This window comes from Paenarthrobacter nitroguajacolicus (assembly GCF_031455195.1).
Classification (GTDB): Bacteria; Actinomycetota; Actinomycetes; order Actinomycetales; family Micrococcaceae; genus Arthrobacter; species Arthrobacter nitroguajacolicus_D.
The window spans coordinates 88,096-106,257 of sequence record NZ_JAVDSH010000007.1 but is presented as its reverse complement, the minus strand read 5'-3'; the positions used below and the strand labels follow the sequence as shown (position 1 = coordinate 106,257).

At 57.7% G+C, this 18,162-nt stretch carries 15 protein-coding genes; 6 read left to right on the top strand and 9 right to left on the bottom strand.

Annotated features, from left to right (window positions below):
- Positions 1-89 precede the first annotated feature (89 nt).
- Genes J2Y68_RS15520 through J2Y68_RS15500 form a run of 5 tightly spaced genes read right to left on the bottom strand, consistent with a single transcriptional unit; the run spans position 90 to position 5,479 of the window.
- A complete protein-coding gene (locus J2Y68_RS15520; RefSeq protein ID WP_309994691.1) occupies positions 90-944 on the bottom strand; it encodes an ATP-binding cassette domain-containing protein in 855 nt (284 codons plus the stop codon).
- A complete protein-coding gene (locus J2Y68_RS15515; RefSeq protein ID WP_309994690.1) occupies positions 941-1,951 on the bottom strand; it encodes an ABC transporter ATP-binding protein in 1,011 nt (336 codons plus the stop codon). The genes J2Y68_RS15520 and J2Y68_RS15515 overlap by 4 nt, the downstream gene beginning before the upstream one ends.
- Positions 1,948-2,802, bottom strand: a complete 855-nt coding sequence (locus J2Y68_RS15510; RefSeq protein ID WP_309994688.1) for an ABC transporter permease — start codon at positions 2,800-2,802, stop codon at positions 1,948-1,950. The genes J2Y68_RS15515 and J2Y68_RS15510 overlap by 4 nt, the downstream gene beginning before the upstream one ends.
- Entirely contained in the window at positions 2,799-3,815 is a 1,017-nt protein-coding gene (locus tag J2Y68_RS15505; protein ID WP_309994687.1) for an ABC transporter permease, read from the bottom strand. Before J2Y68_RS15505 ends, J2Y68_RS15510 begins: the two co-directional genes overlap by 4 nt.
- Entirely contained in the window at positions 3,812-5,479 is a 1,668-nt protein-coding gene (locus J2Y68_RS15500; RefSeq protein WP_309994686.1) for an ABC transporter substrate-binding protein, read from the bottom strand. The genes J2Y68_RS15505 and J2Y68_RS15500 overlap by 4 nt, the downstream gene beginning before the upstream one ends.
- A 165-nt stretch (positions 5,480-5,644) precedes the next feature.
- Here J2Y68_RS15500 and J2Y68_RS15495 point away from each other — a divergent pair, with 165 nt between their 5' ends.
- Positions 5,645-7,780 carry an acetate--CoA ligase family protein gene (locus tag J2Y68_RS15495; protein WP_309994684.1) on the top strand — a complete coding sequence of 712 codons (2,136 nt, stop codon included), beginning with the start codon at positions 5,645-5,647 and terminating at the stop codon, positions 7,778-7,780.
- A gap of 58 nt (positions 7,781-7,838) precedes the next feature.
- Here J2Y68_RS15495 and J2Y68_RS15490 read toward each other — a convergent pair whose 3' ends face one another.
- Complete coding sequence (locus tag J2Y68_RS15490) at positions 7,839-8,462, bottom strand: TetR/AcrR family transcriptional regulator (RefSeq protein ID WP_309994683.1); 624 nt, start codon at positions 8,460-8,462, stop codon at positions 7,839-7,841.
- A gap of 165 nt (positions 8,463-8,627) precedes the next feature.
- On the opposite strand from J2Y68_RS15490, the gene J2Y68_RS15485 reads away from it, so the two are divergent.
- The 5 genes from J2Y68_RS15485 (at position 8,628) to J2Y68_RS15465 (ending at position 13,230) form a co-directional block, all read left to right on the top strand.
- Entirely contained in the window at positions 8,628-9,101 is a 474-nt protein-coding gene (locus tag J2Y68_RS15485; RefSeq protein ID WP_309994682.1) for a hotdog family protein, read from the top strand.
- The gene (locus J2Y68_RS15480) at positions 9,098-10,531 is read left to right on the top strand and encodes an amidase (RefSeq protein WP_309994681.1); all 1,434 of its coding nucleotides are present in this window, start codon (positions 9,098-9,100) and stop codon (positions 10,529-10,531) included. Before J2Y68_RS15485 ends, J2Y68_RS15480 begins: the two co-directional genes overlap by 4 nt.
- A 35-nt stretch (positions 10,532-10,566) precedes the next feature.
- Positions 10,567-11,376 (top strand): MOSC domain-containing protein, encoded by an 810-nt coding sequence (locus J2Y68_RS15475; RefSeq protein ID WP_309994679.1) that lies wholly within the window; start codon positions 10,567-10,569, stop codon positions 11,374-11,376.
- Entirely contained in the window at positions 11,369-12,757 is a 1,389-nt protein-coding gene (locus J2Y68_RS15470; RefSeq protein WP_309994677.1) for a flavin reductase family protein, read from the top strand. The genes J2Y68_RS15475 and J2Y68_RS15470 overlap by 8 nt, the downstream gene beginning before the upstream one ends.
- Before the next feature lie 107 nt (positions 12,758-12,864).
- Positions 12,865-13,230 (top strand): cupin domain-containing protein, encoded by a 366-nt coding sequence (locus J2Y68_RS15465; RefSeq protein WP_309994676.1) that lies wholly within the window; start codon positions 12,865-12,867, stop codon positions 13,228-13,230.
- A gap of 119 nt (positions 13,231-13,349) precedes the next feature.
- On the opposite strand, the gene J2Y68_RS15460 is transcribed toward J2Y68_RS15465, so the two are convergent.
- The 3 genes from J2Y68_RS15460 to J2Y68_RS15450 all read right to left on the bottom strand — a co-directional run bounded on the left by J2Y68_RS15460 (position 13,350) and on the right by J2Y68_RS15450 (position 18,090).
- Positions 13,350-14,891 (bottom strand): PucR family transcriptional regulator, encoded by a 1,542-nt coding sequence (locus tag J2Y68_RS15460; RefSeq protein ID WP_309994674.1) that lies wholly within the window; start codon positions 14,889-14,891, stop codon positions 13,350-13,352.
- 306 nt (positions 14,892-15,197) lie between these two features.
- The gene (locus J2Y68_RS15455; RefSeq protein ID WP_309994673.1) at positions 15,198-16,610 is read right to left on the bottom strand and encodes an NAD-dependent succinate-semialdehyde dehydrogenase; all 1,413 of its coding nucleotides are present in this window, start codon (positions 16,608-16,610) and stop codon (positions 15,198-15,200) included.
- Positions 16,611-16,677: 67 nt separating this feature from the next.
- A complete protein-coding gene (locus J2Y68_RS15450; RefSeq protein ID WP_309994671.1) occupies positions 16,678-18,090 on the bottom strand; it encodes an NAD(P)/FAD-dependent oxidoreductase in 1,413 nt (470 codons plus the stop codon).
- Positions 18,091-18,162 lie beyond the last annotated feature (72 nt).

Sequence of the window (18,162 nt, the reverse complement as noted above, 5' to 3'; positions counted from 1 at the left end):
GCAAGGGAACTCTTGGGTTCCTCCACCGCCCCTTTGGTTCAGTCAGCGACTGGCCGCGGCGAGCTGCGGTTAAGGCTGTTTTACTAGCTCTAAACCGCTGAGGAATTTTCAAGACCAGGTGTGTGCGTCGCAAACGGGACACGTCTCCGCGGTGTCCAACCATGCGTGGGCAGCGCCGCAAGAAGTTGCTGTGTGTAGGGTTCTTTCGGTGAATCCAGGACGCTTTCGGTAGCCCCGTATTCGACAACGGCCCCTTGGCTCATGACCAAGCAACTGTCGGAGACCTGCCTGACCACTGCCAGATCGTGAGAAATGAACAGATAAGAGATACCAAGGTCGGCCCTGAGATCGGTCAACAGATTCAGGACTTGGGCTTGAATGCTGACGTCCAGAGCTGAAACAGCTTCATCTAAGATGAGCAGCTCGGGCTCTAAGGCCAGTGCCCGGGCTATGGATACCCTTTGACGTTGTCCTCCCGAAAGGTTCCGCGGGTATGAGGTGCCGTTGCTTGGCGTAAGTCCTACTTTCTCCAACAGTTCGGCCGTTCTTTGCTGCCGCCATGCATGCGATTTGTCGAAATGTAGGGTCAACAGCTCGTCTATGCCAGCTGCGATTTTCTGGCGGGGGTTCAGGGAGCCGAAGGGGTCCTGAAAGACCATTTGGATTCTGCGTGCTCGCTGCCGGCGGTCTTTTGCCGTTCTCGGGGCGACCAGAGGAGCGCCCTGCAGGTAGAGAAGGCCACTGGAAGCGGTTTCGAGTCCAGCTACGATTCTGGCAGTTGTTGACTTCCCGGAACCGGATTCTCCAACGATGCCCAGCGACTCTCCTTTTGCCAGTGAAAAATTGACGTTGTCCAGCGCGCGAAATTCGTGCTTGCGTCCCCGAGGGCCAGATACGGGAAAGTCTTTGCTGAGGTTGATGGCTTGCAGCAAGGGTTCCATCATGCGGCCCTCCCTGCGGGTAAACGATCCACGATTTCCTCTGCACGGTGGCATGCCACCATCTGGCCGTCAATGTTGCGCAATGCCGGCCTCTCCAGGCGGCACCTCTCGACACTGAAAGCGCATCTCTTTTCGAACACACAGCCTTGGCCGGATTCTGAAGCCGAAATGGGCTGGCCTGGTATCGCTACGAGCTTCTTGACCTCAGTCGGGCTCGGACGTGAGGCAAGCAGGCCTGCGGTGTAAGGGTGCCTTGGGGCGTCATAGAGGGCTTGAGTGGGTCCCTGCTCAACGATCACGCCCGCGTACATGACTGCCAGAGTATCTGTGACCGCAGCGGCAAGGTCTAGATCATGGGTAATGAAGAGCATCCCCATGTTACGGCTGTGCAATTGTTCATTCAGTATCGCCATGACTTCCGACTGCACCGTCATATCCAGGGCCGCAGTTGGCTCGTCGGCAAGGATAAGTCCTGGGTTGGGCAGTAAAGCCATGACGATCATTATCCGCTGAAGCTGGCCACCCGAAAGTTGGTGAGGATACTGCGCGAGCCGGGCCTGCGGGCTCATGATCCCGACCTCCTCCATGAGCTGAGCTGACTTTGTCATCGCAGCCTCGCGTGTCATGGCTCCTGAGGATACGACGCCCTCGACGAGAAAATCGCCGATAGTTAGAAGGGGGTTCATGTGCGAACGAGAGTCCTGGTAGATTTTCGAGACCTCGTGGGACCTGTAATTCAGCAATTCCTTGCTGCTCATCGTCAAAATTTGGCGGCCCTTGTAATTCAAGGTCCCCCGGGTTTCTGCTCCTTTGGGCAGAAGGCGCATGATGGCTTTGGTTGTCATGGATTTCCCGGACCCTGATTCCCCGACTAAACCGACTGCCTCGCCGGCTCTGATGCTCAGTGACACGTCCTGGATGATGGTTTTGCGGGTCCCTTTGCGAGGGCCGGGGAGATCCACCTGAAGATTCTTGATCTCCAGCAGGGACTCCTGATCCGTGATACTCATAGTGCTGCTCCGATTCGGGCCGTCAGCCTCTCTCCGAGGAGATTGAAAATGACGACCGAGATTACGATCATAGTCCCAGCCGAAAGGCTCTGTTGAAAGGCTCCGTTGAGAATTTCGGACCTTCCATCGCTGACCATCAAGCCCCATTCGGAGGCCGGTGGCTGTACTCCCAGACCGAGAAAGTTGATGGCGCCGAAATCCATGAGCGCTGAGCCTAAGCCGAGGGTGGCTTGGGCGAGGACAATCGGCATTACATTGCCCAAGATATGGCGGGTACAGATGCGCCAGGGGCTTAACCCTGCCAACTGGTAAGCCTCAATGTAGGGACGCTTGCGTTCCCTGAGCGCGTAGCTGCGAACCACTTTGGCAACGAACGGGATGTAGACGATGCTAAGAGCGCATATGGGCGCCCAGAAGCCCGCCCCGAAAATAGCGGCGGCAAGAACTGCGACCAGTACACCCGGAATGGCGAAAAGGATGTTCAGGGACTTATCGATGACCTGATCCAGCCAACCACCTTTCCATGCAGCAGCGATGGCCAGGGCCGTGCCGCAGACAGTACTGATTGTCACGATGATCAGCGGGCCAATGAAGCTGAGCCTAGCGCCGGTCAGCAACCTCGAAAGGATGTCCCTGCCAAGAGAATCAGTTCCTAGTGCGTGCGCCGTACTGGCGCCCTGACTGGCAGCCAGGATGTCAGTCTGCTCCGGGGGATAGGGGGCCAAATAGGGTCCTGTAATCGCCAACAGCAAGAGAAACAGTCCTGCGCAGGCCAATAGGACCAAGATCGGATCGGTGTTTCTGCGGACGCTCAGCCCGGATGCCTTCTTTGTCACTGAAAGAGCAGTCACTTCCTGCCTCCCTTCATTTGGGGATCGATGGCGGCCTGGACGATGTCGATTACCGTAGTCATCAGCACGAAAACCACAACGATCAGCACTGCTATCGCAGTGACTACCGAGTAGTCTTTGGTCGATACGCTTTTGACTAGCAACGAGCCAATCCCGTCAATGGAGAAGGCGGTTTCGACCACAACTGAGCCCGCCACCAACCCTGCAACGGTTAGACCTGAAACAGTCAGTATTGGAATGGCCGCGTTACGGAGGACGTGTCTACGGAAAACGGTAAAACCTGGGATCCCTCGCCCTCTGGCTGTCTCAACATGTTCCCGTGCTGATTCTTCCTTTACTGCGGTTGCTGTAATTTGGGCGACATACGCCGCCCAACCGATGGACAGTGCAACAGCAGGAAGGATCAGGTGCCAGACCTGGTCAACAAACCCCGAGCCTGCCCCGTACGTGGGAAACCATCCAAGCTTGACAGCGAAGAGACTAATCAGAGCCGAGGCTGCTACGAATCCTGGGATGGCGATCCCCAACCCGGAGAGGAAGCTGACCACTGGCCGTAGTCGTGCTATCCCGCCGCCCAGAGCACCAAGAACGATGCCGGTGACAAGGATGAATATTGTAGCCAAAAGAACCAACGTGAGTGTTGTGCCGACTCTGGGCTCCAGCAGGTCGGTCACGTTCTGGCGGTAAGTCAGTGATAGCCCAAGATCGCCGTGGAGCGCGTCCGAAAGCCAATTCCAGTAGCGGACGGGAAGAGGGTCATCAAGACCTAGCGTTTGGCTCATGGCTTCGCGCTGCTCGGGGGTTGAACGGCTGCCCAACACCTGAGCGATCGGGTCGCCGGGGGCCAGCGAAATTGCAGCAAAGATCAGCATTGACGTCAGCAGAACCGTGACGATCGGTCCGAGAAGCCAGCGGAAAATCAATTGGAGCGGCCGGCCGAGGCCCGGAAGAAAGCTGGACTTCCTCCGGGCGACAGCCTGCGGTTGCAGTTCGGTACCTAGCGTTGGACTCACCCTGCTGCGCCGATCATGGCCATGGAGGGCATGGCCCAGTACGCGAAGGAAGTAACCGCACCCGTGAGCCTGTTGTTCATGAAGATCACGGTGTTGGTGCTCAGCAGCGGAATGCTGGCGGAGGCGGCTTCGTACCGCTCCTGGGCCTGGACCACTAGTTTAGATCGTTCCTGCTCGTCAAAGGTGCCTTGGGCCTGAGTCAAAAGCTGAGTGACCGTTGGATCATCGAAGTTCACGTAGTTGTAAAAGGCGCCAGGAAGGTAAACAAAGCCGAGCGGCTCAAGCGGATCCTGCACGCCGTTAAACGATGTGTTCAAAAGGAGGTCCAGGCCTTGCCGTTTCGCGGCATCGTATTGGGCCTGGGAGTATTCCAGAGGTTGCATCGACTTGATGGTAACGGTGATGCCGGCTTGCTTGGCCTGCTGCTGGACTAGCTGGGCGATACGTCCCAGTGTTTCGTTCCCTGCCTGGACCGCCAGGACGATTTCTTCGCCCTTGTATCCGGACTTTGCAACGAGCTCTTTAGCACGGTCGAGATTCAGCGACCTCTGCTGCTCAAACGTGTCGTAGGCCGGCTGGTAAATGTCCTTGGAGCCATTTGGCCATGTCGTGGGAGTCAGCTTGGTGTAGAGAGGGGTTGCTGAACCATGGTAGACGACGTCTGCCAGTGCCTTGCGATCCACGATGCTTTGCAAAGCCTCACGCAACGACACGTTCTGCAGTGGTCCTTCAGGGGTTGCCACGTCCAGGCTCACGGACTGCGTGGAAGGCCCGAAGTGCAATTTACCGGCACTGGAGTTTTGAAGGGCGGGGATGGAGGTCGCTGGAAGCTCGTAAGACCCGTCGATTTCTCCTGAGTTTAGGGCTTGGGTCAGCGACGTTGTGTCTGTGACGAAAGTGAAACGAACTTTTGCTGCGTGGGCCCTGTATTTGGGGTTCCAATAGGCATCGTTCCGTGATGCTGAGATGCTGTCGCCGGACTTCCACTCATCAAGCTTGAAGGGGCCGCTGCACATTAGTGTGCCCGACGACGTGCCGAAGGCAGCACCGCCCGCCTCAGCGGCGTCCTTCTTGACGATCATGCCAGCGATCGTTGACATCTCGTAGTTGAACAGCTCGTCGGGAGAGGAGAAAGTTACTGTCACTTCCTTTTCGCCTGTTACGTCAATGGAGGCGACCTTGGCGAAGATGAAGCTAACGATCTTTGACGGGTCCTTTGCCCGGTTGAGGCTATAGGCAATATCCGCCGCCGTCACGGGAGAGCCATCCCAGAATTTTGCCTCGGCCTTCACCTCGTAGACAAGTTTCAGGGGGCTTTCCTGACGAAAGTCAACCAAGTTGGGTGTGAGGTTGTAGTCGGCGTCGACACGAAGTAGTGGATCGCAAAGGTTGCCAACCACCGTGCCGCCACCATAAGTAGCTGCATTGGCAGGATCGAGCGTGTCCGGTTCACCCGTGGGCAGGTTCCAGACAAAGGAGTCGACGTCGCCTTTGGCATCGACGGTCTTGGACTTAAGTTCGGGTGCCGGCGCGCTTGAAGTGCTGGTTCCGGTGGGAGATGGGGAACATGAGGTCAGTAGCAGCGAGGAAGCCGCCAGTGAGACCGCTGCGACCCGAAGGGCGGCTTGTTTGTTGAGACGCACGGATCTCGGTCGTGTAGTCATGGTGCTCCTGCGCAGAAGTTAGTGTGACGGGGGTTACGTAAAGATGAATATATAACATGCGCTACATAAGTCAAGGGGTGGCGGGAAGCCTTGACTCGAGGGGCTGGTCTGTATGAATTTTGTGTGTCACTGTTTATATAACAATCACTACAATATGGAGGATGCATGACCCTCACACAGGTCAAGACCGGCATTGGGTCCCTGTTTGCCCCCGGCAGCGTCGCCGTCATCGGGGCTTCGTCTCGCCGCCCGGATGGAGCTGGCAATCAAATCATCAGGAATCTTCAACAAGCAGATTTTGCTGGCAAGATTCATGTCATCAATCCGTCGGGTTCGGTTATCGAAGGACTGCAGTCTGTGAGTTCCATCGCGGAGCTGCCTCATGTGGACGTTGCCGTGCTGGCCCTTCCCGCCTCAGCAGTGGTGACGACCTTGAGGGAGCTGGCTGATCAGGGCTGCCCTGCGGCCGTGGTTCCTTCTGTGGGCCTGTCGGCTGATGACCAGAACGCCGTTGTGGAGCTGGCAAACAGCACGGGCATGTTTATTCATGGCCCCAACTGCATGGGAATCATAGATGTCTCGGCCGCCACCCCGCTGTGGATTGACGAAGGCATATTGATGGACTTGCCCGTAGGGGACATCTCGCTGGTATCGCAGTCGGGTTCGGCCGCGATCTTCGTTGCACGCTCAACGAGCTCGGCAGGGTTCTCGAAAGTCATTTCGACCGGCAATGAGGTCTCGGCAACAACTGCCGACTACATCTCATGGCTGGCCACCGACCCGGACACGAAGGTCATTGGCGTTGTCGTCGAATCCATCCCCGATACTGCAGCATTTAGCCGGGCGGTGTCCAAGGTCAGGGACGCGGGGAAGCCCCTCGTTGCTCTGAAAGTCGGTCGAACCGTCAAGGGTGCCCAAGCGACTACTGCCCACACAGGTGCCATCCTCTCAAGCAGCGAAGCGTATGATGCCTACTTCGAGCATCTTGACGTACCCTTGGTCGGCGACTACGACGAGTTGGCAACCACCCTCGAATGCCTCTCCGATCTCAGGGAGCGTCGGGTAGCGGGAACTGGAATCGGCGTCATTACAATATCCGGCGGCCAAGCAGCTTTGGCAGCTGACCTCGCCGAACAGGTTGGCGTTGATCTTCCGGCTTTCAACTCGGAGGTGCGTTCAACACTTGCCGAACACCTTCCTGGAGTTTTGATCCATAATCCTCTTGACGCCGGAGGATCGGTGTCGGCTACGGATGACGACTACCGCCAGTCTCTGGCAGCGGTCGTAGCCGATCCTTCAATTGATGCCTTGGTTGTGGTCCTCGACGCCCAAGAAAGCCTGAGCAGCGTTGAGATCGCGTACGAAGAAGAATATTATCGGGCCGCCGCGGAGATCAGCAGGGCCAACCCCGACTTTCCGGTTGTAATAGCCTCCAGTTCGTCGATGAGCATTCATCAATCTGCCCGCGAGTGGGTTGGCGGCAGCCTGCCAGTCCTACGAGGAATGAGGAACGCTTTCGTAGCTCTGCGCGCCGCCTCCAAGAACCGACCCTCCGAGAACTCGGGGCGTCCGGCCGTCCTGCCGGCCCCAGATGAAGTGGAGCGGTTCGCTGCCGAGATCCGGTCGCAGTCCCAAGGACTCAGCGCCGATTTCTCCCGGGGGATACTGGCGGCGTATGGAATCAGGATGGTAGCCAGCAGCGTCGTCGAAACCATCGACGAGGCTGCGGCCTGGGCAGTAGCCCACGGGTACCCCGTGGTCCTAAAAGTCGAATCCCGGGATATCGCCCACCGTTCCGACATAGGCGGTGTGGTTCTCGGTATCCAAAACGACGAAGAACTAAGAGCCGCGGGAAGACGAATTCAGGAAAATATCGCCCGGAACGCCCCTCTGGCGAACATCCAGGGTTTCGAGATTCAGGAGCAGATTGACGCCGCCATCGAGGCATTTGCGGGGTTCGTGAGTGATGCGCGCATCGGCCAGACCGTTGGTTTGGGGATGGGCGGAACCTTGGTGGAAATCTTGGAAGACACCGCACGCTCCCACGCGCCGTTCGATGCGGCGAAGGCAGCCGGAATGATTGAGACTACCCGGCTGGGCAAAGTCCTCTCCGGATACCGGAACCTGTTGCCCCCGACAACCACAGAGCCCTTCGCCGATCTCGTCTCACGTCTTTCGTGGCTGGCTTCGGACCTCGGGGAGGACCTGGCCGAGGCCGACCTCAACCCGGTTCTCATCGAACCAGCAACCGGACGGGTAAGGCTGGTCGACTGCCTCCTTGTGGGGCGAAGTCAAGCGTAGGCGGCGAATGCTTTTCGGGGGCAATACCGGTCGAACCTGCGTTGCCCCCGAAATCCGCTCATAAAGCAGGGCTTGCAGCCCCGGCTCCCTGTAGTTCGGCGGCCGTTTCCTCCAGGCCAAGGGCCTCGATGGATCTGTGTATTACCCCCAGAACGCGTTCCTTTGTCCAAATTTCCGGGTGTTCAACGGCGGAAAGTGCCAATCCGTTGGTCAGAGCACGGAGATAGTCGACAAGTTGCGGCACGTCGCGCTCCGGCACGACCGGCTCAAGATGTGACGACAGCAGGCCGCGAACGCGATTCTCCATGACTTCAAAGAAATGGTCTATCCCCTGATGTGTGTGGCGCTGGGAGATCAGTGCTATGCGGCCCGATTCCTGGTCCACATCCTGGGGGGAAAGCGGCACCATCCACTCCAAGAGTATCTTCAATCGTCCGGCGGCGTCGGCGCCGGCCTCGAGAGCCTGCAGCTCCGAATCATAGCTCTCTGCAAGGTCATCGACCACGGCCGTGAAGATATCTTCGCGCGAAGCGAAGAAGTGTGTGACCAGGGTGATGGATCCTCCGAGCTCTTCGGCGAGACTCTTTAGAGTCAGGGCCGACGCGCCACCGGTAGCAAGAATATTGATCGCCGCAGAAGTGATTTGGCGGCGACGCTCAATTGGATCGACTTGTCGTGGCATGCTCGACTCTCCCTATTCCTTGCCAGGCGACGCTGCTGCGTTTTCCGGCAACAAGGTCTGACATGGCCCAATCGTGAACTTTCCATTGCCATTGTATAACGCGCGTTGTATCGTGCTTGCTATATAAAAAATTCCTACCCATGCGCACCCGCGCTCAGGAGAAGCATGAAAACCAGTGAAACAAAGGTCGTGTCGACGACGTGGGATAACTTGACGAGCATCGTCGGCGATGAGTTCGTCGGCGGGTGGTTCTCTGTAGAACAGGACCGGCTCCACCACTTCGATGTTGCCAGCTACACGGATATCAACGCCAACGCAATGGATGCCGATTTCTACCCAAGCGGCCTGGTCGAGGGTTTTCATGTCCTTTCCCTCTTGGACCACTTGGTCAACGCCGTACTCTTTGTGGAGGATCCCCTGTGGGCGGGGTGGAACTATGGTCTGGACAAAGTCCGGTTCGTAAGCCCAATAACCACGGACGATTCCATCCGGGTCCGTGGCGAGGTGCTCTCCGCCGAGCCCCGGGGTGACGGCTTTCTGTTGCTGATCAACTGTGTCTTGGAAGTCGAAGGGCGGGCAAAGCCGGGCGCTACGGCAGAGTGGCGCGTTCTGTGGACCAGGACGAAGGAGTCGGCATGACGACCGAGCTCTGTTGGCTGGACGCCTGGGAGCTGGCTTCGCTCATCCGCGCTCGGAAAGTATCTCCCATGGAGGCCACGCGTGCCGTCTTGGAGCAGCTTGAGAGTGCGAACCCTAAGATCAATGCATTCGTAACAGTGACGGCCGAACTGGCACTCAAGAGAGCGGAAGAGGCCGGACAGGAACTTATGTCCACGCCTGCCGAGTCGCTGGGAGCATTACATGGAGTACCGGTCACCGTGAAGGATCTGGCGGACACGGCGGGGGTCAGGACGACCTACGGCTCTGTTGAGTACAGTGAGCACATACCCGCCAAGGATTCACTGACATGGGCTCGCCTTAAAGCCGCTGGCGCGGTGCTCGTCGGGAAAACCACCACTCCGGAATTCGGAATGCTCGGCATTACCGAAAGCAAACTCACGGGCATCACAAGCAACCCTTGGAAGGCAACCCACACCTCTGGTGGGTCCAGCGGTGGCGCAGCTGCCGCGGTGGCGGCTGGAATAGCACCGATTGGTTGGGGTTCTGACGGTGGGGGATCAATTCGCGTACCGGCCGCTTGCTGTGGAGTCGTTGGCTTCAAAGCCTCACGCGGACGGTTCCCTGTCGCCTCACCGTGGGAATCGGTGGGAACTGACGGGCCCTTAACACGGTCGGTACTGGACGCCGCGCTTTCACTATCCGTCGTCGCGGGACCCGATAACAGGGACCCTCTTTCCCTCCCTGCGCCAACTGAGGATTACTTTAAGCTGTTGTCCAGCGGGTCCACCCTCGCAGGCAAACGGATTGCCTACAGCCCTGACTTCGGGACGGCCAACGTTGACCACGAGGTGCGCAAAGCAGTCGAGCAGGCCTTGGACCAAATGCGGTCCCAGGGTGCCGTGGTTGAAGAAGTACAGTTGGTCCTTCCAGACCCAGTGGACTATTTTGAACACTTCTGGTCCCCTTCTTTCGCTGCAGCGTTCGGCGACGATATCACCAGCGGAAAAGTTACGCGTGAAAATGTCCATCCCATCACTTGGGACATTGCCTCGCTGGGGCTGGAGCAAACAGCGAGGGACTATTTCCATACTGCTCATGAAATCCGGGGACGCATTTCTTCGGCATTTGCTGATGTTTTTGACCATTACGACGTACTGGTAACCCCGTCAATGCCTGTGACGTCCTTCCCTCATCCTGGCCCCGAAGCCGGTCCCACCATGATCAACGGAAAATCAGTTCGCAGACCTGCCATCGATTTCCATCGCATGACGGAGCCTCCCAGCCACGCAGGGCTTCCAGCGATAAGTGTTCCCTGCGGATTCTCCGCCGAGGGGCTGCCCGTGGGACTGCAGATCATTGGACCGCATTTGAACGATCTCTCTGTACTGGAAGCTGCAGCAGCCTACGAATCGGCAAGCCCATGGAAACAACAGCACCCCAACCTCTAGCTGGACGGGACGAACGACAGCAGACAGGAACAGGCATGCACCCGCCAACGTATTTTGAGGGCGCTCAAGAAACAATCGGTACCGTCGACGCGCTCTGGCGGTACCCCGTCAAGTCCATGGCCGGCCAGCAACTCGCACTCGCGATGATCGACGGCAACGGGATGGAGGGCGACAGACTCCTGGCGATATTTGATGAAGAGACCGGCCAAATCCTTACCCTGCGCAGCGCACCCCAGCTGCTCTACGCACAGGCAACCCTGCCGTTGAAGGACCCCATTTCCTTGGACGGCGTGGACATCATCCTGCCCAATGGGTGTTCGATACCAGCATTGTCAGCGCACGAATCAATGTCGGCATGGATAGGGCGCGCGTTGCAGATCAGGTCCTGGGAAGAAAGAAGCTCACAATCGCCGGGCCTTGACTTCTTCGACTACGGATTCGAACTCGACTATTCGGCATCATCCAATTTTGGTGACACGCCGAAAACGCTGCATGTGGTCAGTACTGCCACGCTGGCATGGGTTCGCCGGTTCGGCTATACAGCGGACGAGAGACGTGTCCGCCCAAATATTGTTCTCGACCTGGGGCCCGAGCCCTTCCGGGAAGACGAACTTCTGGGTCAAACAATCCGCCTGGGCATGGTCGAGGTTCTGTGCGACCAGCAGACAGAGCGCTGCAGCCTCTTGGATACGGCACAGCCGGGACTGGAACCCTCCGTTGGGTTGCGGGACCATGTGTTCTCTAGTCGACAGGGAAATCTGGGAATCTACGCCACCGTTCAAACGCCAGGCCAAATCAAGGCTGGCGACCAGGTCTTGCTGACAGGAACAGCCACCAATGAATGAACTGATTAGCGCCGCCCTGAAGCTTGGCTCAATGGCGATGACTCTCTCCCTCGATCACTCGGGGAATACGTCTAGGGCTCTTTCCTCGGAGTTGCACCGCCAGGCTTGCGGTTGGGGGAGATACGCCCGTCTCGGCGCGCCCAGATCCAAGGAGTCATCAGCAGGTTCAGAAACGCCCAGTGCTGCTTTTAGCGCAGAGAACCTGACATTCCGCTCTTATGGCTCGGCCCTTCAAGAAGCGGCCGTATCGTCGGACGTAGCCATCGCCATGTTGGCCAAGACGTCATTGGACAGAATTCTTCAGGCTGGATTTCTGTTCGACCAAAATGGTGAAAAACTCGCAGGTATTCCTGCCTCGCTCAGAGTTGATTCGATTGTGCCGTCCGGCCGCGAAGCCGCGGAAATCACTTTCAGTCTTCCATCCGAGGAGGTAAAACGTTTTACGGGCAGAGCAGGGCAGTACATCACCCTGCACACCGAAGTGGCAGGGATCCCTCTCCGGCGCTCCTATTCATTGTGCCGGACGCCGAAATGGACGGAAAATACACAGCAACTTGTCATCGGAGTGCGAGCCCATGCCAAGGGCAGCGTTTCGAAAACACTCGTGTCCGGGCTGAATCCAGGCGACCAGATGCTTGTGGCCCCGCCCAATGGCGCGCTAACTTTCAGCGATACTTCGCACTCTGGTGGCTCGCTGGTCCTTATTGGTGTGGGCAGCGGCGTAACCCCGCTGGTTGCGTTGGCGGCAGAGGCTCTAGACCGAGATATCTCGTGCAGGGTATTCATGATCGTGGTCGAGCGTCGAGCCAACGACATCATGCTTCCGACTGTCTTCGCGGAACTGACTTCAATTTCGCGCTTCCACCTCGTTGTGTTGCCGACCCGGGGTCCTGATTCAGTGGGGCGTCCGGATCGCGACCGATTTATCTGCGAGCTCAAAGGAGTCGTGGACAAGGTGCCCGGGGCCGGTATCATCGGCGCCTATCTCTGTGGACCCACCAGCGTCCTGAACGAAGCCGTTGCAGCGTGTCTGGCTGTGGGCATTAATGAGGCCTCCATTCACCAGGAAACTTTCCAAAATCACACGCCCTTGGATCTTCCACCCAGGCCCGGTGGAACAGTTGCAATAGAGCTGGGAGGCGCCCCATATCTCGTTGACGCCAGGCCGGGGGAGACGCTTCTGGCGGCGGGGCTCAGGAGCGGAGCAGACCTTCCCTACTCATGCCTTGCTGGCAGCTGTGGCACGTGTGCCGTCCGGGTTACGAAGGGGTCCGCCGGCCCACAGTCTGCAGAAGTGCTGGGCACGCAGAAGTCGGAAGCCGGCTGGGTCTTGGCGTGTATGGCAGCTCCGCTGGGGGAGCCGGCGTTGGTGCAGGGCTAAGACGGCAGAACGCCCGCCAGTGTGTTAAGCGGGCCAGGTGTTGCCCGATCGTGCGCGGTGCTGAGAATCATTGATCTTGAACAATCGAAAAGAACAGGACTTTATACATGACGGAACAGACTTCGGCCCCGACTTTTGCGCTTGACGTCAACAGGCTGACCCTCCAGTATGAGCCGGTACCTCTAGCGGCCATTGCTGAAGGTTCACCGGAAACCGGATCCTATGAACTGGCTCCATACGCGGGCGTAAGCATAGGCGTTTGGGAGCTGACTGCAGGCGGTATGCGTGACATTGAAATTGATGAAGTCTTCTTGGTAACCGCAGGCAGTGCGGTCATGCTGGTGCACCACGAGGAACGGGAAGACGAGTCCATTCCCCTGCGCTCGGGAACAATCGTCCGCCTTACCGCTGGCATGGTCACTACCTGGTTCGTGGATGAACCACTACGGAAGGTTTATCTCATACCCCGGTAAAGTCGAATCGATCACGACCGGACATTTCTGGGATGGCTCTGATCGATCAGGGTCCAGGGATTCTTCTCGTGGCCTCCCATACGTACTATCCAGTGTATCGGAGGCCCTCTGTTCTCCTTTCAGCCCTGGCCATAGGAATTGCCTAGTAGTTCAATAGCTACGTATAGTTCCATCCGCTCGCGCAGGTTGTCCAGGTTCAGACCCAACACGGATCCTGCAGCATCCACTCGATTCCTCAGAGTGTGTCTGTGGATACCCAACTCCTTCGCCGTACGATCCCAGACACAGTTGTTCCGCAGCCACACCGACACTGCTGGAAGAAGCTCTGTCAGTTCGGATTCGTCATGACGAATGAGAGGATCGAGGAGATGCCTCGAGATTGTGTCAGCCTCTTCCGTCCGGAGAAGGCCTAACATGCCGCCCTTCGAAATGTCTTCAAAAGTCATCACCGGGAGGCCCAGCTCCACTGCTCGCTGAAGAGATTGCTCTGCCTCTTTCAGCCCTCTTTGCAGGTCGGCGATTTTTCTCTCGCTGGAAACCCCTGTGATCGCATCGTATCTGTCTAAGAGTTGCGCAACCTTCGGTTGCAGCGCTTTCCCCGTCAGGACCACAATGACTTCGTTGCGCTGTGCGTAGAACACGCCCCCGCGGTGGTCGTCTGCCAGAAGCTCAAGCGCTTCCATCAGGTTTTGGCCGTGTCCCGTGGGCTGAACAGTGTTGACCAGCAGGGGGTCGGAGGGGAGCTTGCCCCAAACCTGTCGCGCGGTCCGTTCAGCGACGTCCATACTCCCTGCGAGCATTTGCTCGAAAACGCCCGAACGAAGAAGGCGACGTGCGGCATCATGGTTTCGAGTCTGCTCAAGCGCCAGGCTGGCCATTGCTATGACGCTGTTGATGATGTCCGTGCGTGCCGGGTTGAGCGGCTCGATCGATCCAAGTACCAGCACCCCGCGCAGGCGATGCCGCCGACCCAATGTCTGCAGGGCGATCTGTTCATCGTGGACTTGTAGATGCTGAGCTGACCTGCTGCCTAGCTCAAGTGATTTCCTTACGGCTTCGGCAACCCCGGGCAGCAGCGAGGAGGGGATAGGCCGGTTGTTGGGCATAAGGATGTGGTTGCCTGCGGCATCAAAGAGCGCAACCCAACCCTGAATCTGGCGCTCCAGCTCGGCCATGATCGACCTGAGACCATCGGGCCGAAGAGCGGCTCGGGCAATCGCCCGGTGTGCCTGCAGGGACCATTCGGACCTGGCGTGCTGTTCCTTCGACAACCAATCTGCGACAAATCTGATGATGGCAATGAAAGGCGTACGGTCTGGCACCTCGAACAACGGCAGCCCGTGCCGCCTGCACGCCGCTACGAGTCCTTGGGGCAGGGCACCATGTATCACCTGGGTAGCGAAGCCTAAGCCGCTGATTCCATGGCGTACCAGGCGTTCCACGTACTCGCTGAAAAGGGCTTCAGCTGAATCAGCGACGGGAAACTGGGTACCATCGGTCAGCAGCAACTGGCCCCTGTCGAGGAAGGGGGTAGGATCCTCCAAGTCCGAGCTGTGCACCCAAATTACGGGCGTTGCCAGGATTTCCTCCGTCACATCGGGAGTAACCAGGCTGAGATTAAACGCTCTGTTGTTGAGGATGGATTTCAAGGTCAGGGCCACCTACGGGACTCCTTGGCAAAGAGTAGGGCCAATTCTGGATATGGGTACAACTGTCGAGGGACGTCGGCGTCTGGTCGAGCGAATGATGGAGGGGTAGTTTTCGTCGTCCTGATCCTTGGCGATGCTGCCGTTCCTTGCCGGCAACTGAAATGACGTTGTTAGGCGGCCGTCGAAACAAACGAAGAGGTACGCCAAGCACTTGGGGATCTACGACGATGCCCTGGCAACCGTTCTCTAAGCGACATGGCCTGCCCGGACTGGACGCAGTTGTCCAGGCTGGGCAGGTCATGTGTTGGAACATCCCAGTTACTGGTCAGCGATGTAGAGAAGTCGTTTATTCACGAATTCGTCCATGCCCAAAGGCCCAAGCTCACGGCCGAAACCCGAACGTTTTACCCCGCCGAAGGGAAGCTCGGCCCGTTCGGCCGAGTGTACGTTGACACTGGACATACCCACATCCAAGCGCTCAGCAAGTTTCCGTGCTCGCTCCGTATCTGTGCTGAACACCGCTCCTCCTAGGCCGTATGCGGAGTCGTTGGCGAGTTCAATGGCTTCTTGGTCGCTGGCAACTTTGTACACCACAGCCACCGGGCCGAAAATCTCTTCGCTGTAAGCGCGCATGTTCGGGGTGACACCGGTAAGGACAGCGGGGGCGAAGTATGCGCTTCCATCGTCCAGAACGTGCCCTCCGGCGTGAAGGGTGGCTCCCTTATCGACGGCGTCATTCACCAGCGCGCAGACGCCATCTGCAGCGGCTTTGGAGGACAGCGGGGCATACGTACCAGACTCGGGCATCGCGGGGTTTCCGGGACGAAGGGCTTGGGCGAGCTCTTTCAGCTTGGCGACGAAAGGTTCGTAGATGTCCGCCATGACGATTAACCGCTTGTTGGAGTTACAAGCCTGACCGGTGTTCTCCATTCTTCTGGCCCAAGCGTTTTCCGCGGCCTGGTCAATATCGTCCGCATCCAGGATGACGTATGGGTCGGAGCCGCCAAGTTCAAGGACGGCTTTCTTCAGGTTCTTCCCGGCAAGTTCTCCGATGGCGGCGCCAGCACGCTCTGAACCTGTTACGGAGACTCCTTGAATGCGAGGATCGGCGATGATTTCAGCCACTTGCGAGTGAGTAGCGAAGACGTTCACGTAAGCACCGTGGGGGAGACCTGCTTCGTCCATGATCTTTTGGATGGCCAACGCGGAGCGCGGGCAGGACTCTGCGTGTTTCAGAATCACGGTGTTGCCCAGCACGAGGTTTGGCGCCGCGAAGCGTGCCACCTGGTAGTACGGATAATTCCAAGGCATGATTCCGAGCAGTGGCCCCACCGGGCGTTTCTGTATGATGGCGCGACCGCCAGAGTAGGACTTGATCTCTTGGTCGGATGCCAAGGTAGGTCCCTCGGTAGCGAAGTAGTTGAATATGTCGACGCAGAATGCAACTTCGTCTCGTGCCTCATCGATTGGTTTGCCCATCTCCGAGGTGATGATTGCAGCGAGCTCCTCAGTTCTTTCAGCAAAGAGCTCCCCGATACGGTTCACGACTTTGGATCGCTCATCAATGGGCGTTTCCCGCCATGACCGGAAGGCTTCGTCAGCGGCGACTATTGCGTGGTGAACTTCTGCATCAGTGGCCATGGAAAAGGTTTCGAGGATCTCGCCCGTCGCAGGGTTGAGAACGCGATATGAAGGCTGGGAGGGGTGGTTGCCTGAAGGTATCTGAAGCATAACTATCCAATCTGTAGGGTCCTCGGGGTGCTTAAAAGCAGGCTGGCTATACACATCGATGTGTTTGTCAGGAGTCAAATCCCACGCCGAAGGTCTCCGCGGTCTTTATGAGCAGCCCGTCCCTGCCATTGTTGGCATCGGACCGTTGGATGGCACCTCGCATCATTTGAATCAGAGGGTTCGCGAAAGGCTCGGGCGGGATCGGGACAGGCTTTGTGACGACAGCCTTCATCCGGGTTCGTTGGGTGTTCTCCCCAGCAAGCAGATCCAGCATCACTTGGGCGCCAAAGCGCGTCGAAGCTACGCCTAGTCCAGTGAACCCCGCACTATAAGCCACTTTCCCGGCCCAGGCTTTACCTTGGAATGCGGTCAGACGTGTGCACATATCGATCACGCCGCCCCAAGCATGCGTGAACCTGACATCAAGCTGGGGGAACGTGGTGAAGAAGTGGTCCGCAAGCAGCTCAAAGGTTTCAGGCCGATGGTCGTACTCAGGCCGGATTTTGCCTCCTCTGTGGTAGACGGCGTCATAGCCGCCAAAGAGAATCCGGTTGTCGCGCGTTTTCCGGTAGTAGTGGAATTGCCGTGCGGAGTCGGTGATACCAAATCGGTCGACCCACCCGGAAGACTCCAGCTGGTGATCCGTTAAAGGCTCGGTCATCAGCGCGTAGTCGTAGATGGGGACCGTCAACGCCCGTGTGCGTTGCAGCAGCGAGGGGAAGGCATTTGTCGCCAGAGCAACCCTTCGTGCTGAAACCGATCCATCCGGTGTTTCTACTCGCACCGTCTTGCCTTGGTCTTTGAGTCGGGTGGCGCGAGTGTTCTCGAATATCCGGACTCCCAGTTCCAGGCAGACTCGTCGGAGTCCCCAGGCAAGCTTGGCCGGGTTCACTAGCGCAACACCTTTGTGCTCAAGGCGGCCAGCCAGGAACACCGGGGAGTTGACCAATTGTTTGATGGATTTTTGGTCGTATAGCTGCTCACCGATCCGGCTGTCAGTGAACTCTGGAAGCTGATATTCGTCTGTTGCGACCGTCAACATTCCTGACTGCTCGAGGTCGGCGTCTATGGAGTATTTTGCAACCGTTTTGATCAGCTGGTCAAAGTTCTCCTGGCCGAGTGCGTCAAGTACCTCAAGGTCCGAGGGGAAGTGTCTTTGGCCGTTTGCTTCACCGTGGGTGAGAGTAGCTTCCACAAATCCACCGTTCCGGCCGCTGGCCGCCCAACCCATCTCATGTGCTTCGAGAAGGATAACCGAGCGGGAAGGGGCAGCTTCCTTGGCGAGCAGGGCAGTCCATAGCCCTGAATAGCCACCTCCCACAACGACCAGTTCGGAGTGTTCATGGGTTGCCAGCGGGGGTAGGGGAGCAGGCTTGTCAGGATGATCGAGCCAAAATGATTGCGTCATGGCCCCTGCCAATGATTCTCTGATCTTAGTCAGGGGTGCTTTGACTGTTCGACTATAGGTTGGTCCTGACATGAACTGTTTCTTCTCCTGTGTCCTGGGCGGCCTGTCCCGACGTCTATTGCGAGGTTGACTTCTTAAGCTGTG